Genomic DNA, 13,318 nt, shown 5'->3' on the forward strand with positions numbered 1-13,318 from the left:
GCATGACTGAACCTACAACACACCCCGACAAGCAAATAATGCCAGACAATGTAATGAACACCCATGTAATGACAGTTAGCGAACTGAATCGTTTAGCGCGCGAAGTATTAGAGCAATCTTTTCCTTTGTTTTGGGTGTCAGGAGAAGTGTCTAACTTCGTTCGCGCGGCTTCAGGCCATTGGTATTTTTCATTGAAAGACCAAGGCGCACAAGTCAAATGCGTGATGTTTAAAGGCCGCAATAGCTATGTGGATTTTACACCGCGTGAAGGCGATAAAATCGAGGCGCGCGCAACAGTGACTTTGTATGAAGCGCGCGGCGACTTTCAGTTAACGGTTGAATTCGTGCAAAAAGCCGGTTTAGGCGCGCTGTTTGAAGCGTTCGAAAAACTCAAAGCCAAACTCGCACACGAAGGCTTATTTGATGCTGCCTACAAGCAAGCGATTCCCACAAACCCACTCACCATCGGCATAGTTACTTCGCCCGATGCCGCCGCTTTGCGCGATGTTTTAACCACGCTTAAACGCCGCAACCCCAATATTAAAGTGATTATTTACCCCACACCAGTACAAGGTAAAAGTGCGGCACAGCTGATTGCCAAAGCCATTCACGCGGCAAGTAAGCGCGCAGAAGTGGATACGCTGATTATTTGCCGTGGCGGCGGCAGTATGGAAGACTTATGGCAATTTAACGAAGAAGTGGTCGCCCGCGCAATCGACGACTGCCCCATCCCAACTATTAGCGGCGTTGGTCATGAAACGGACTTCACCATCTGCGACTTTGTGGCGGACATGCGTGCAGCAACACCGACTGCGGCGGCAGAGCTGGCTTGTGCAGATATTAGAGTACTTAAAAATCAAATCGTTAACTTACAAAACCGGCTGAATAAGCAAATTAATTTTTTGCTCAATCAAACCGCGCAAAAACTGGACTTCTTGGCACGCAGACTGATTTCACCGGCGCAGCAAATAGAAAACCGTGCGACACAAATCAAGCAATTACAGCATCGATTAAATCTGGCGTTTCAGCAAAACATGCAAACTAATCAGCATCGTTTATTACGATTATCCAGCAGTATCGAGCAGTTAAATCCCAACGCTGTATTGGCCAGAGGCTATGCAATCGTACATAGTGAAGTGAGCCAGAATGATTTGCTGAATCCTAAGTCAGCGGAGCTGATTATTGATGCGCAGCAAATCACGCCAGAATCACGACTGAATATTACTTTTTACAAAGGCAGTGCTAAAGCACAAGTGATTAGCGTTAAAAAAAGTACTTAATATTTAATTTGGTATTAAAAACCCATTAGGGCTAATAAGCGTGCGTTTTTGTTAATTTCTATTGGTTTGTCCAATCAATTGGTTGATAATACGCAATCGTAAAAGTACGCATTAACATGGATAATCAAACCCCTCGTAAAGCAACTCTACCAACCATGGCGCTAGCTGCTCTAGGCGTCGTATTCGGCGATATCGGCACCAGCCCCTTGTATACCATGAAAGAAATTTTTTCCACTGGTCATCATCTACTGCCGCTTAACTCATTGAATGTTTACGGCATTTTGTCGCTCATCACATGGGCATTAATTTTAATCGTTTCGCTTAAATACGTCGCGTTTATTATGCGCGCCGATAACCGTGGCGAAGGCGGCATCATGGCTTTGCTGGCGCTGGCTATTAGAAACGCCAAAGGGAATAGTAGAAAGCAACGTTATATTATGTTGTTAGGTATTTTAGGCGCGTGTATGTTTTATGCCGATGGCATGATTACACCGGCTATTTCGGTATTATCTGCGGTAGAAGGCCTGGAAATTGCCGCCCCCAGTTTGCACACACTGATTGTGCCGATTACCTTAATCGTGCTGTTTTTGCTATTTTGGGCGCAAAGCAAAGGCACAGCGATTGTGGGTGCTTTTTTTGGCCCGGTGATGTTACTGTGGTTTGGCACCTTGGGTTTGTTGGGTATTATCAATATTTTGCACGATCCGACGATATTAAACGCACTTAATCCCATCTATGCGATCAGGTTCTTTACCAGTGAACCGTGGGTGGCCTTTGTCGCACTGGGTGCGGTCGTGCTGGCGGTAACAGGTGCAGAAGCATTATATGCAGATATGGGGCATTTTGGCCGTTACCCTATCCGTTTAGCTTGGTTTGGATTCGTGTTACCCGCTTTGCTACTGAATTATTTTGGACAGGGCGCTCTTATACTGCACAACGCAGCATCGATTAAAAATCCTTTTTACTTATTAGCGCCGGAATGGGCCATCATCCCACTGATTTTGTTGGCGACGCTGGCGACGGTTATTGCTTCACAAGCGGTCATTACGGGCGCATTTTCCGTCTCACGCCAAGCGCTACAATTGGGCTACCTACCACGCATGCATATTCAACACACCTCAGAAAGCGAACAAGGTCAAGTGTATATGCCGCGCGTCAATTGGGGTTTAATGGTCGGCATCATGGCCTTGGTACTTTTCTTTGGCAGTTCTGGTGATTTAGCCGCCGCATACGGTATCGCCGTAACCGGCGATATGGTCATCACGACTTTATTGGCATCAATTGTCTTTACCGAAGTATGGCGCTGGAGCAAATTAAAAACAGGCTTGCTGATCGCGTTATTCCTAACCATTGATTTAGCATTTTTTGGCGCAAACGTATTAAAAGTGGCCGATGGTGGCTGGGTGCCTTTGATTATCGGTGCAGTTATTTTTACATTAATGCTCACATGGAAAAATGGCCGCACTTTGGTTTATGAACGCTTAAAATCTGAATCCATGGCGATTGAACCGTTTATTGAAGCTGTCGGTGCGCATCCGCCACAACGTGTTCCGGGCATGGCAGTATTTATGACACCCAACCCAGACGGCGTGCCGCATGCCATGTTGCACAATTTAAAACACAATAAAGTGTTGCATGAAAAAGTGATGATTCTAACCGTTAAGTTTTTAGATGTACCGCACACCAATACAGAAGAGCGCGTTACGGTTGAGGCCATGTTGCACGAATTTTATCGTGTAACCGTGCGTTATGGCTTTAAAGACGAGCCGGATTTACCACGTGATTTAGCCTTATGTGCCAGCAGAGGCATCGCGGTTGAGCCGATGGAAACATCCTTTTTTATTGGCAAAGAAATTCTCATTCCTTCCGAAAAAACCGGCATGGCGATTTGGCGCAAGAAAATCTTTATCGGTTTATTCCGCACCGCTGAAACCATTACCAACCAGTTTAAATTACCGCCTAATCGCGTTGTTGAGTTAGGCTCTCAGGTTAAAATTTAAAACTTGTTTTAAACCCAGTTTGGATATAAAAATTGGGGTTGATCATTCAAGCTTTAAAATTAACTGTTGTAAATGTTAGTTTTTGGGTTAAAAATATCCGTTAACTCAACCATTGCCATCGCTGATGCGTTAATAGCTTGATCTGACTGCTTAATTATTTGTTCATAATTTTGATTAGAAAGAAACTCCGATGAAAAAACTAACTGCCATTGTACTCACCGCAATTTCCATGCAACTTGCCGGATGCGCGACCACAACCAAAGACAGCGTTTCTGGCGTTAGTCGCTCGCAGTTTATGCTGCTGCCTTCTAACACCGTAGATACTATGTCTGCGCAAGCTTATTCAGAAACGCTTAAAGAAGCCCAATCGAAAAAAACGCTTAACGCCAACCCAGCTATGTTAACGCGTGTTCGCGGCATATCAAATCGACTCATTGCGCAAGTTGGCGTGTTTCGCCCTGATGCCGTTAACTGGAAATGGGAAGTCAACGTTGAACAGAATGATGAGTTGAACGCATACTGCATGCCCGGTGGAAAAATCATGGTTTTATCTGGCTTGGTTGAGAAACTCCATGCCACAGATGATGAGCTTGCCGCCGTCATTGGCCATGAGATTGCACACGCATTGCGCGAACACGGGCGTGAACGTATGTCGCAAGCCTATGTGCAACAATTTGGCTTGCAAGCATTAGCGGCTTTTGCAACAGGCACAGCAGGTAGCCTTGCCGTACAAGCGGCAGGCACAGGTTCGCAATTGTTTTTTGCCTTACCAAATGGCCGAGAACAAGAACGTGAAGCCGATAGAATGGGCTTAGAGTTAGCAGCCCGCGCAGGCTTTAACCCAGACGCCGCCGTAACTTTGTGGCAAAAAATGAGCGCGCAAAGTAAAAGTGCGCCGCCTGAGTTTTTTAGCACTCACCCGGCCAGTGAGAATCGGATTGCTGAATTAAAAGCATTGACGCCAAAAGTAAAGCCGCTGTATGAGGCAGCAAAAGCAAAAAAATAATGGGCGTATAGTTTCACAGCGAGCGCGTTGCTTATCACAACGCGCTTTATTTTTAGGCGTAAGATTCCACGCCACATTTTTAAATGCTTTATTTTTGGCTAAATGTTGATATAGGTTAAAATAACGCCTTTGCTTAATTAATTACATCTGAGAACAATATGGATCCACGTCAAAGTATTATCGAAGCCGCGTTTGAAGACCGCGCAAACATTAACCCTAGCAATGCAACGCCAGAACTTAAAACGCAGGTTGAATCTGTATTAAAAGATTTAGATGCAGGTGTTTTACGCGTGGCTAGTCGTATTGGCGATACACAAACTTGGGAAACGCATCAATGGCTGAAAAAGGCCGTATTGTTATCTTTTAGATTAGAAGACAACAAGTTGCTGGATGACGGCGTGACCAAATACTTTGATAAAGTACCGCCAAAATTTGCCGATTACTCTGAAGCAGATTTCAAAGCAGGCGGCTTCCGTGTCGTACCAAATGCGATTGTGCGTCGTGGCTCATTTATTGGTAAAAATGCAGTGTTAATGCCGTCATACGTCAACATCGGCGCTTATGTAGGTGAAGGCACAATGGTCGACACATGGGCAACTGTCGGTTCATGCGCGCAAATCGGTAAAAACGTGCATCTATCTGGTGGCGTAGGCATTGGTGGCGTATTAGAGCCAGTACAAGCGGGCCCAACTATCATCGGCGACAACTGCTTTATAGGCGCACGCAGTGAAGTAGTTGAAGGCGTAATCGTAGAAGACAACTGCGTCATCTCAATGGGTGTATATATTGGCCAAAGCACTAAGATTTACGATCGCGAAACAGGTGAAGTATTCTATGGTCGCGTACCAGCGGGTTCTGTTGTGGTTTCAGGTAACTTGCCTTCAAAAGATGGTAGCTACAGCTTGTATTGCGCAGTGATTGTTAAAAAAGTAGATGCGAAAACTTTAGGTAAAGTTGGCATTAACGAACTATTACGTGGCATTTAATTAGCGACTTACTTAAGTTTCTAAGATTCAATATAATGAAACGCAACGCAAAGTTGCGTTTCATTGATTACCCAGACCAAAAAAGCTCATGCTTTTGTCTGAAAACTGTATATCAGCACCTTGTTTGATCGCATTCTGTAAAAAATTCAACACCTCTCGATGCCCAAGTTTTATGCCATAAGCTACGTAAGGATAGTCAGATAAAGGCTCATCTTTTTTAAAAAAAGACCAGAAACGGGTTTTGTTATAAAAACGCTCCACCAAACTGGTCACTGCAACCAATTGATATGCACCCTTGCTATTTTCAATTATCCACGGCCCACCAGAATCGCCACTTGTCGGCATGGGTTCATCTGTCGAATAGTGCCCAGTTTCATCTAAACGATTCACCGCCACTAAAGTATCAAGCGATTTAACAATATCCTGTTTATACTCGAACTGCGCGCGTGCTTTCATGTGCAACATTTCATCAGACTCTTCATACTCACGCGGCATGATTTGATAAAAATCCTTTAAATTACTTAACACGTTTTTTTCACTGCATCTGGGATGCTTCGATTCAACTTCCTGATAACCCGTGCCATAGCCACACAACAATACTTGCTTAGGAACTTTACCTGTGTGGACCGGCATAAATGTAACCTGGTCTGTTAATCCTGCATCAAACATCAATACAGCGACATCCAGCGCTAGATTTTTTTCTACTTCATCAAATGATTTATAAAATGCTTTTACTAACTTTGCATATTCAATGCCCAGTTCTGCCTGATTCGTAATACTCAAATCCGGCAATTGCGTATCATGCTCGATTTTGGCTTCTCTTAAGCAATGTGCTGCAGTTAAAACGGTTAACGGCGCCTTGCCGACGATTACACCACTGCATTGGCTTTGATACTCATCCCATGAATTCACTGACCGCAGCCAATGATGGTGATTAATTTGTAAGCTCACTGTGGATACAATCTTCGACGACGTCTCTTCCCCGTGAATCAATGCAAAAGCCTGTATAGAAAACAACTGAAAACATACTGCAAAAAGTAATATGCGTATTTTCATTGATCCCTTATTGATTTGTTTATTGATTAATGGGTTTATGCATATTAGTTGAATACTTTCAAAATACCGTCTTGGCTCCAAAATTTAGGAATTAATCTGCCCTTAAGTTTCAAAAAATCTCATGTGTGAGCACATCAACGTCATTTATATTAAGTTGCCGATTTTTAATAACGGCTAACCAAATTTTAAAAGGGATATGATGAACAAATTCGGAATGGCCATTTTCTGTTTTATATTGACGCCACTTGCGTTTGCAATCAGCCCTCAGAAAGGCTCTCCTTCGTTAGAGAGTTTTGAATACAGACAATCATCAAATTACCCAGAGTTTTCGATTATTGGCAGTTGGACTTATAAAGCACTGAATTCTACTTGCGAAGATGCTTACATATTTCAGCCCGATGGCACGATGCGCGGGACAAGTGGCGACCAGGTAGTTGATAGCACATATACAATTTCTGCAAAACATACGCGGTACGCTTTTTACGAATTAAAACACCAGATAGTGAGTACCAATGACCAAAAGGACTGTGAAGGCGAACAGTCAGAAGTCGGTCACCAAGGGCTTCATTACATTCGGTACGATTTAACAGGCGAACACATGATTATGTGTGAAGACGAAACGGCATTGCTCTATAACTGCTTCGGTCCGTTAACTAGAAATCAATAATCTAATACCAGATAACTTAACTTATTTTATGCAACTTTTAAAATTAATTACCATTTCATCTCTTGGTCTTATGTTTGCCGTAAACATAAATGCAGCAGAAACAAATGGCGTGGCGTTTGTAGAGTCGAATCATGCAGACTGTTCATCAGACGAGAGCAAGATGATTTCCATCAAAAATACCTCCAATCAAACCTTGGAAGTATGGCTAGATCGTTGGTTTATGGATGTACAAACCGCAGATCATACTAAACACGTTTTAGCACCAGATGACAACATGCGCGAATTAGGTTGTTCTGTCACGCGCAGGGGTGAAAAGCAGCACTGGATTATCTACAGTGTTAAAACCGTGACCGACTACTGGCAACAGAATTTTGATTACTAACAGTAATTAACTCATTGTTTGGTCAATTTATTTACTGTTCACTTTAACTCTTTCATCTTATCAATCGCATCCTGGTGGCTAAGCTGGCTTTGCCGTAGATTCACATACCACTGGCAATAGCTACCGTAATCACCCTCAACACCTGCTTTCGCAACTTCTGTCATACCATCCAGCAAGTGAATCAACGTTTCGTGCATTTGGCTTTGCGCCAGTAAATCACGCGTCTGTACTGTGCGATTGGCGATAATGCGCCTTTCTTCGCCCAGCTGCTTGGCCAACAACTGAATGCGCACTTCATACTGGGCTATATTGGCGGCTGATGGCTGGTAATCAGTTTGGTCACTATTATCCTGCAATGCCAGCCACGCAGCAGCAATCGCGTCGTCATGCACTGCCAAAAAAGGCATTAAACGCAGTGCATCCAACTCATAATTCAACTCGGTTTTTTCTTCAGCATGGACAATCGTTTGCTCGCTGGGCTTTTCGGCTTGCTGTTGGTCGCACGCAGATAAAACTGTGATGAATACAATTAGAATAAACTGCCTATTTTTCATATTATCCCCAAGCTGAAAACAGTCCTAAGTTACGCTAGACATTAAGCTATCTTGCTTTACTCATTTACGATTACTGCACTTGCCATGATATTGAGTCTGCTGAACGTCTATCCAAAAGCTGAATTGTTTGCTGTTTCTGTCCAGCAAATCGATTAGCATCCGCGTCTACACGTCTGATTAATTCGTTCAATTGTTGTGTTAAATCCACTGGCTTTTCACCGTCCAGTAAAGAAAGTGTTTGCTTAAATTTATCTAATTGTGTCTGATTCAGTTCAGTTATTTTGATACGGGCAATTTCTATATTACGTGCCGTGTTGTATAAGTACTGCGGATCAATTTCACCTGAAAAATCATATTCATTTTTACCGCCATAAGCCCTAGTCAAAGAGGTGTGCAAACCCGTGATTAAAGCAAGTACGCGATCGCCTGGAAAATCCGCATCAACGGCAAGACTAAGAGCGTCTAATTCCTGTAAATGTCTGACGCCATCAAATTTCCAGCCAAATGGACCTTCAAATGTCCATTGCACCATTTCTTCCGCACTCACTTGCGTACTCTTTTTAAGCTCATTTGGGTTTGCCTGATAAAGTCTTAACATCAACTGGCGTAGTACATTGCTATGTTCAGCCATTGCCTGAGATGCAGCTTCTACAGTCTTGGATTGTTTTGTAGTTTTATGAATATCCTTTAACGATTCAGCCTGTATTGTTGGCGTTAAAAGTAAGGAAAAAAACAATACAATAAAGTAACGCATGGTAAATTTAAACATTAACTTTTTGAGCAAAATGTTGATTAATTGCACTATTATCAAAGGCGCGCCACGTTTGAATCATTTCAACAAATTTTTTCTGTGTCACTTCACCCACTTGTCCATCGATAATCACTTGATCGCGAATGGCGAAAATACAAGGCACTTGCTTCACCTCAAAATACGCCGCTATATCAGGATAGTCATCCGTATTCAGTTTGCCAAAAACAATATCTGGTGTTTGCTGCGCGACCGTTTTATAAACATCCAAAAACCGCATACACGGTTCACACCATTCCGCCCAAAAATCTACAATTACGAATGCATTTTCTTCAACTACTTGCTTAAAATTAGCAGAAGTAAGCTCAATGACAGACATCACGTTTCCTTTATTTATTACGCGCATTAAAAATCGCACATTCAAATATAAACACTGTAAAACAACCATATAAGCATCTTTTTAGAATGGCTTATATGATTGTTAAAATAGATTTAAAATACTGAAAGCAACTTGTTCCACCAATTGTTAATGACAGATTGCTTTTCAGTTTTAACTACTTTTTTTCAGGCGCGCGCTCCAAGCCTTCCAACGCGGCCTTAACATAAGCATTCACGGCTTTTTGCGCTGATTCATCATCCAAGCCTTTTGGCGGTTCATTGGTCGTGTCAAAGCGATAATAACGTGCCAACCAACTCACGCGTGAGCCAGTGCCTTCTGCAGTAACTTTAATACGGCCAGTGAGTGAACTGACTGGCAAGGCTTTTACATCCATATCGCCACCCAAACGGTAAGAAATCGTCATTTCTGCTGGCAGAATCTCATCAATCTCTTCTTGCACTTTGCCACCGGTTTTTAAGGTGAGCGTGCGATTTAATGGCGTTGCAGATTCACAATTGCTCACTTCACTGTGCCATGTTGCAATTGCGCATGGTTCGCTCAATTTTTTCCACACCACAGCTGGTGCTGCGTTAATCAGTGCAGTCTGATCAGTTTTTTGCGGGGTTGGGCCATGCGCATACGCAGGTAAAGCGATGGCTGCAAGCACAAGTGCTGTTAAATAAAAACTACTAGTGAACTTCATTTATTTCTCCTGAATTTGAAGTATTGAAAAAATCGTTGTTTATATGTATTGGGTACAAAATACAAAGTGAGCATTAATACCGCAAAAAATCCCAATACAGGACGTAAATCGGTATCTGCTTTCTGCCAGATCAGCATGCTTTTAGCATGCATCGCGTCGGCTATACCATGTGTCGTTGTCAGCGTTTGATATTCAAGCCCAGTGGTTTTTGCCAAAGTTTGCAGGTTAACTTCGTCTAAGCCAGAAAGATTCGCGTTGGCAATTGCGGCGGGGTTAGAACCATGCGGGGCATTTCGGCCATGCTGATTTTCAATTTGCTGATGTTCCATCTCCAGCGCAGATTGCACTCTTGCCATACCAAATGTGGCGTAGCGTTGCACTTCTTCTAATTCCCAATAACCCGTGATATTGTCTTGGTCATCCAATTTCGGAATTGGACTTTTTTCCACATTGCCAGCCCCCAAGATAGCGCCCTTCACTTCGCCAGGTTTACCTTCAAAAGCCGGCATATAAGCTGGATTGCCTGGCGGCGCTTGTTGACCATCCGTGATAAATAACACGCGCATATTCGGGTCTATTTTTTTTGTTTGCGCAATCGCATCAAAAATTCCATGTGATATAAACGAATCTGCCGCCCAAGCCATGCGCCAATCTAAACCTGCTACGGTTTCATCCAGAGCGCCAAAATGGCTACAAACCTCTAACGGTCGCACGATATTGGTAACATTCCGCTCGGTAAATAGAGCCAGCGCCACCTTAGAGCCACAAGGCATGCGACGCAATGCAGTACGAATGCCCTGCTTGGCATACGCCAAACGACTCATTGAATTCGCATCTTCTTTGTAATCGCGCACGTTCATGCTTTGGGTAATATCCAGCACAATCATCCAGTGATAAACTGGCTTGGGCAGTTGCATATGTGGCTTGAGTAAACAGCCCAATAAAACAATCGCCGCGATAAACAATAGCCAGCCGTTAACATCTAACTTGCCTAAGGTCTTTTTAGCAATCACGGCATGCCTCTAGGAAAGCCTGGAATACTTGGCCAGCCATCCACCGCCAAACCTTCTTCAGGCTCTTCTTCTTTCACTACTTTTTTTGTCGCGCTTTCGATGTTGGGCGCAAAACGTAACGCCAGCTCAAAGTTGTACTTAGCTTCCAACCAATCTGGCCGATACCGCAAAGCACTGCGATAATGCTCTTTTGCCATCGAAAGCAAGGGCGTCACTTCGTCCCAAGCGCCTAAACCTTTTTGCTCTAATAAACTTAATGCCTGTTTTTGATACAAATTTGCCGCGTTATAGTGGGCATCGGCATGCAGGTCTCGTTCGTTACTTGCTGCAACCTTTGTGTAAAGCTGCCAAGCTTTTTGGTACTCTTTTTGTTGCGCCAACTTCCACGCATCCAACATCATGTCGCTTGGCGTGTTTTTTCCGCTTAAGGATTTGGATGCGACTGCTCGGTTGTATTGATCATCTTGAAACAGCTGATAACCTTGCCAAGCCATTCCCGTACACGCTGCAATTAAAGTCATTGCGACTATCGGTATCATTCTGAACCGTAACGCCATTTTTTCACCTCCATAAGAGCGAGCACTAACAAACCAAGCACACTGATTAATGCGATGCCATAAAAAATATTGCTTAAGTCATGTCGCGGTGCGGCTTGCTTGTAATAAACGGGCTTATTCTTTAAGCGTGCAATCGTTTTCATTGCGCTTTGCACCGCTTGTGGATTTTCGGCTTCATACGCCTGATACGGCATGCCAAGTGTTTGAAAATAGGCATGTAATTCATATTCCGGGTAAGCCTGCTCTTCCCCTTCTGGCGGCCTATCGCTTAAACTGGCACCATTTTTTGAGCGCAGATAAATCCAATATAACGACGCTTGCTGCCGCTGAAACATATTGCGCAATAACTCACGCGTTTTGACATCCAAATGCGCTGCACCATCTGACACCAGCAAAATCACGCGCGAACCTGTCATCGGCTTGCCTTCAAAATAATCCAAGCCCATACCTAAACCGCGCGCCACTGCGGTAAAGCCCATGCCGCCTGCCTCGGTTGCATTCAATGCGGCTTGCACCGCTTCTCTATCACCACTTAAAGGTGCGACTAGGATTGGCGAAGTACTGAACGAAACCATGCCAATTAAATCTTCGCGACTTTGTTTAATAAAAGCATCTAGCACTCTGCGCGCTGCGGCCATTTTTGAAGCATCAGGTTTTGAAGCACCGTCATGACTAGTCGGCCTATCGGTAAAGTCATCATTCATACTGGCGCTTCTATCCAGCACAATCATCACATGCGCACCGCGGCCTAAACGTTCAATATTCAGTTCACCCCAATAAGGCCCCGCCATGGCAAATGCGGTGCTGATAATCGCAATCGCACCTAATCCGCGCCAAGTTTTGTGTAAATATATAGATAGCGTATCCGCTGGCAAGCTGCTGATGGATGGATGCGGAAACACCTGATAACTTTTGCCAAACAGCGGCAACCATGCCAACAACATGAGAAATAAAGGCCAAGTTGCATCTACACCAAAATCAGACATTTACGCTGTGTTCTTTTTTGTTTCTAAAGCAGCTGCAGACTCAAGCTGCATCAAGCGCTGACTTAACTTACGCAATTGCTGCAAAGTGTGTGTGGATGGTTTGCCAGCAAAAAACACCCGCTCAGAATCCGTGAAAAAATCTTCGATTTCTTTTCTGGCAGGTGTTAACCAAGCTTTAGTACTAAAAATCAATGGCAGTTTTTCAGCAGATATCGCAGAGTCGGCAATGCCATCAAAGCCGCGTCTTAAAGCACGGATTGCGACTGATACTGCATTCGCGTTTTCTGGCTGTTGCTCCTGCTTGGATAATTGACGAATCTCTCTATAGGCTTTACGGAAAGGTCTTAAACGTCCAAGCTGCAAACTAAACCAATCGAAATACCAAGCCAAATAGGCTAAACAAACAGCAGCGCAGCTTGCAAACAGTGCCAATAAAAGCATATGTCCTGTGAGATTTATTTGTTCTGGCTTTACATCAGCACGTAAATTCTTATATGAATCGCCTGCAATCACGGTTGGAATCAGCGGCGCAACCAGAATCTGCCCTGCACTGATATTTACCGAAAGCGGCTTTTTGCTTTCATGGGTAAATTTGAGGTTAAGCGGCTTTAATGGGTAATGGCGAATCTCTGGCATGGATCTGAAATGCTGCCAGCGCAAATGCACGATATGTTGCGTACTTTGTTGACTATCTTTCTCTTTCACATCAACGCCGATTAGTTCTACTGGAGAAGAGTTTGCGCCAATGGTCGGCAACGAGCCTTTATCAAAGACATAACCCAATGGCGTTGTAATCGTCAGGGTTTGCTCAGCAATATCACCAATGGTGTAACCCAATTCGCGCAGTTGAGAACTGACCTTTAGCTTAACTTCTGTTTGATTACTGGCTTTAACTACTGCGTCACCTGCAACGCTGAATTGTGTAAAAATCACGCCAATAGTTAACACTAAAAATTGAGCAAAAAAACCTTTTAAAGCACTCATCATATTCATGCCATTCG

Annotated in this window: 15 protein-coding genes; 6 read left to right on the plus strand and 9 right to left on the minus strand. The window is 43.7% G+C overall.

Annotated elements, in window-relative coordinates; translation table 11 throughout:
• Positions 1–38 precede the first annotated feature (38 nt).
• The 4 genes from xseA to dapD all read left to right on the plus strand — a co-directional run bounded on the left by xseA (position 39) and on the right by dapD (position 5,272).
• Complete coding sequence (gene xseA, locus K370_RS04315; protein WP_047541621.1) at positions 39–1,280, plus strand: exodeoxyribonuclease VII large subunit; 1,242 nt, start codon at positions 39–41, stop codon at positions 1,278–1,280.
• Positions 1,281–1,396: 116 nt separating this feature from the next.
• Positions 1,397–3,280 carry a potassium transporter Kup gene (locus tag K370_RS04320; RefSeq protein ID WP_047539155.1) on the plus strand — a complete coding sequence of 628 codons (1,884 nt, stop codon included), beginning with the start codon at positions 1,397–1,399 and terminating at the stop codon, positions 3,278–3,280.
• A gap of 190 nt (positions 3,281–3,470) precedes the next feature.
• A complete protein-coding gene (locus K370_RS04325; RefSeq protein WP_047539158.1) occupies positions 3,471–4,286 on the plus strand; it encodes a M48 family metallopeptidase in 816 nt (271 codons plus the stop codon).
• A 158-nt stretch (positions 4,287–4,444) separates the two neighbouring features.
• A complete protein-coding gene (gene dapD / locus K370_RS04330) occupies positions 4,445–5,272 on the plus strand; it encodes a 2,3,4,5-tetrahydropyridine-2,6-dicarboxylate N-succinyltransferase (RefSeq protein ID WP_047539162.1) in 828 nt (275 codons plus the stop codon).
• A 60-nt stretch (positions 5,273–5,332) separates the two neighbouring features.
• Here the strand turns inward: dapD and K370_RS04335 are convergent, their stop codons facing one another.
• Positions 5,333–6,328: a trypsin-like serine protease gene (locus tag K370_RS04335; RefSeq protein WP_052185174.1), complete on the minus strand. Its 996-nt coding sequence runs from the start codon at positions 6,326–6,328 to the stop codon at positions 5,333–5,335.
• A gap of 196 nt (positions 6,329–6,524) precedes the next feature.
• On the opposite strand from K370_RS04335, the gene K370_RS04340 reads away from it, so the two are divergent.
• Positions 6,525–6,995: a hypothetical protein gene (locus K370_RS04340; RefSeq protein ID WP_047539165.1), complete on the plus strand. Its 471-nt coding sequence runs from the start codon at positions 6,525–6,527 to the stop codon at positions 6,993–6,995.
• Between the two features lie 28 nt (positions 6,996–7,023).
• The gene (locus K370_RS04345; protein ID WP_152603139.1) at positions 7,024–7,377 is read left to right on the plus strand and encodes a hypothetical protein; all 354 of its coding nucleotides are present in this window, start codon (positions 7,024–7,026) and stop codon (positions 7,375–7,377) included.
• 38 nt (positions 7,378–7,415) lie between these two features.
• Here K370_RS04345 and K370_RS04350 read toward each other — a convergent pair whose 3' ends face one another.
• The 8 genes from K370_RS04350 to K370_RS04385 all read right to left on the minus strand — a co-directional run bounded on the left by K370_RS04350 (position 7,416) and on the right by K370_RS04385 (position 13,304).
• A complete protein-coding gene (locus K370_RS04350) occupies positions 7,416–7,931 on the minus strand; it encodes a hypothetical protein (RefSeq protein ID WP_047539168.1) in 516 nt (171 codons plus the stop codon).
• Between the two features lie 70 nt (positions 7,932–8,001).
• Positions 8,002–8,700, minus strand: coding sequence for a hypothetical protein (locus tag K370_RS04355; RefSeq protein WP_047539171.1), 699 nt, complete (start codon positions 8,698–8,700; stop codon positions 8,002–8,004).
• The gene (locus K370_RS04360; RefSeq protein WP_047541625.1) at positions 8,693–9,058 is read right to left on the minus strand and encodes a thioredoxin family protein; all 366 of its coding nucleotides are present in this window, start codon (positions 9,056–9,058) and stop codon (positions 8,693–8,695) included. Before K370_RS04360 ends, K370_RS04355 begins: the two co-directional genes overlap by 8 nt.
• Before the next feature lie 175 nt (positions 9,059–9,233).
• Positions 9,234–9,761: an SRPBCC family protein gene (locus K370_RS04365; protein WP_047539175.1), complete on the minus strand. Its 528-nt coding sequence runs from the start codon at positions 9,759–9,761 to the stop codon at positions 9,234–9,236.
• Positions 9,758–10,774: a vWA domain-containing protein gene (locus tag K370_RS04370; protein WP_047539179.1), complete on the minus strand. Its 1,017-nt coding sequence runs from the start codon at positions 10,772–10,774 to the stop codon at positions 9,758–9,760. Before K370_RS04370 ends, K370_RS04365 begins: the two co-directional genes overlap by 4 nt.
• On the minus strand, positions 10,771–11,331 hold the full coding sequence (locus K370_RS04375) for a hypothetical protein (protein ID WP_235272690.1): 561 nt from the start codon (positions 11,329–11,331) through the stop codon (positions 10,771–10,773). Before K370_RS04375 ends, K370_RS04370 begins: the two co-directional genes overlap by 4 nt.
• Positions 11,310–12,317 carry a vWA domain-containing protein gene (locus tag K370_RS04380; protein ID WP_047539184.1) on the minus strand — a complete coding sequence of 336 codons (1,008 nt, stop codon included), beginning with the start codon at positions 12,315–12,317 and terminating at the stop codon, positions 11,310–11,312. Before K370_RS04380 ends, K370_RS04375 begins: the two co-directional genes overlap by 22 nt.
• On the minus strand, positions 12,318–13,304 hold the full coding sequence (locus tag K370_RS04385) for a hypothetical protein (RefSeq protein WP_152603140.1): 987 nt from the start codon (positions 13,302–13,304) through the stop codon (positions 12,318–12,320).
• Positions 13,305–13,318 lie beyond the last annotated feature (14 nt).

This window comes from Methylotenera versatilis 7 (assembly GCF_000799165.1).
In the GTDB taxonomy this organism is placed as follows: Bacteria; Pseudomonadota; Gammaproteobacteria; order Burkholderiales; family Methylophilaceae; genus Methylotenera_A; species Methylotenera_A versatilis_A.

Bases quoted from the DNA above. Each gene is read 5' to 3' on its own strand.
- K370_RS04350 (WP_047539168.1), bottom strand. From the start codon at position 7,931: ATGAAAAATAGGCAGTTTATTCTAATTGTATTCATCACAGTTTTATCT.
- xseA (WP_047541621.1), top strand. From the start codon at position 39: ATGCCAGACAATGTAATGAACACCCATGTAATGACAGTTAGCGAACTG.
- K370_RS04345 (WP_152603139.1), top strand. From the start codon at position 7,024: ATGCAACTTTTAAAATTAATTACCATTTCATCTCTTGGTCTTATGTTT.
- K370_RS04385 (WP_152603140.1), bottom strand. From the start codon at position 13,304: ATGATGAGTGCTTTAAAAGGTTTTTTTGCTCAATTTTTAGTGTTAACT.
- K370_RS04375 (WP_235272690.1), bottom strand. From the start codon at position 11,331: ATGGCGTTACGGTTCAGAATGATACCGATAGTCGCAATGACTTTAATT.
- K370_RS04340 (WP_047539165.1), top strand. From the start codon at position 6,525: ATGATGAACAAATTCGGAATGGCCATTTTCTGTTTTATATTGACGCCA.
- K370_RS04335 (WP_052185174.1), bottom strand. From the start codon at position 6,328: ATGAAAATACGCATATTACTTTTTGCAGTATGTTTTCAGTTGTTTTCT.
- K370_RS04320 (WP_047539155.1), top strand. From the start codon at position 1,397: ATGGATAATCAAACCCCTCGTAAAGCAACTCTACCAACCATGGCGCTA.
- K370_RS04360 (WP_047541625.1), bottom strand. From the start codon at position 9,058: ATGTCTGTCATTGAGCTTACTTCTGCTAATTTTAAGCAAGTAGTTGAA.
- K370_RS04365 (WP_047539175.1), bottom strand. From the start codon at position 9,761: ATGAAGTTCACTAGTAGTTTTTATTTAACAGCACTTGTGCTTGCAGCC.
- K370_RS04380 (WP_047539184.1), bottom strand. From the start codon at position 12,317: ATGTCTGATTTTGGTGTAGATGCAACTTGGCCTTTATTTCTCATGTTG.
- dapD (WP_047539162.1), top strand. From the start codon at position 4,445: ATGGATCCACGTCAAAGTATTATCGAAGCCGCGTTTGAAGACCGCGCA.
- K370_RS04325 (WP_047539158.1), top strand. From the start codon at position 3,471: ATGAAAAAACTAACTGCCATTGTACTCACCGCAATTTCCATGCAACTT.
- K370_RS04355 (WP_047539171.1), bottom strand. From the start codon at position 8,700: ATGTTTAAATTTACCATGCGTTACTTTATTGTATTGTTTTTTTCCTTA.